The 235-nt window shown below is 65.5% G+C and carries 1 pseudogene; it reads left to right on the top strand.

What is annotated here, in order from left to right:
- Positions 1-235, top strand: a pseudogene (locus SB753_RS41470) (IS21 family transposase); the annotation flags it as partial.

Raw genomic sequence — 235 nt, 5'->3', positions numbered from 1 at the left:
GCGGCGGCGCCTTGAGGTCGCTCACGTCAAACTCAATGCCAGCCGCGCGTTCTGGCTCGTCGCCTATCCCACCCAGAGTCACGAGATGCTGTTCGACGCGCATGCCCGCGCATTCGCCGCATTCGGCGGTGTGCCCCGGCGCGGCATCTATGACAACATGAAGACCGCCGTGGACAAGGTCGGCCGCGGCAAGGAGCGTGCAGTCAACGCGCGCTTCGAAGCGATGTGCAGTCAC

The sequence above is a fragment of the Paraburkholderia sp. SIMBA_053 genome, assembly GCF_046534895.1.
Taxonomy (GTDB): Bacteria; Pseudomonadota; Gammaproteobacteria; order Burkholderiales; family Burkholderiaceae; genus Paraburkholderia; species Paraburkholderia caledonica.
This window is presented reverse-complemented; position numbering and strand designations above follow the sequence as displayed.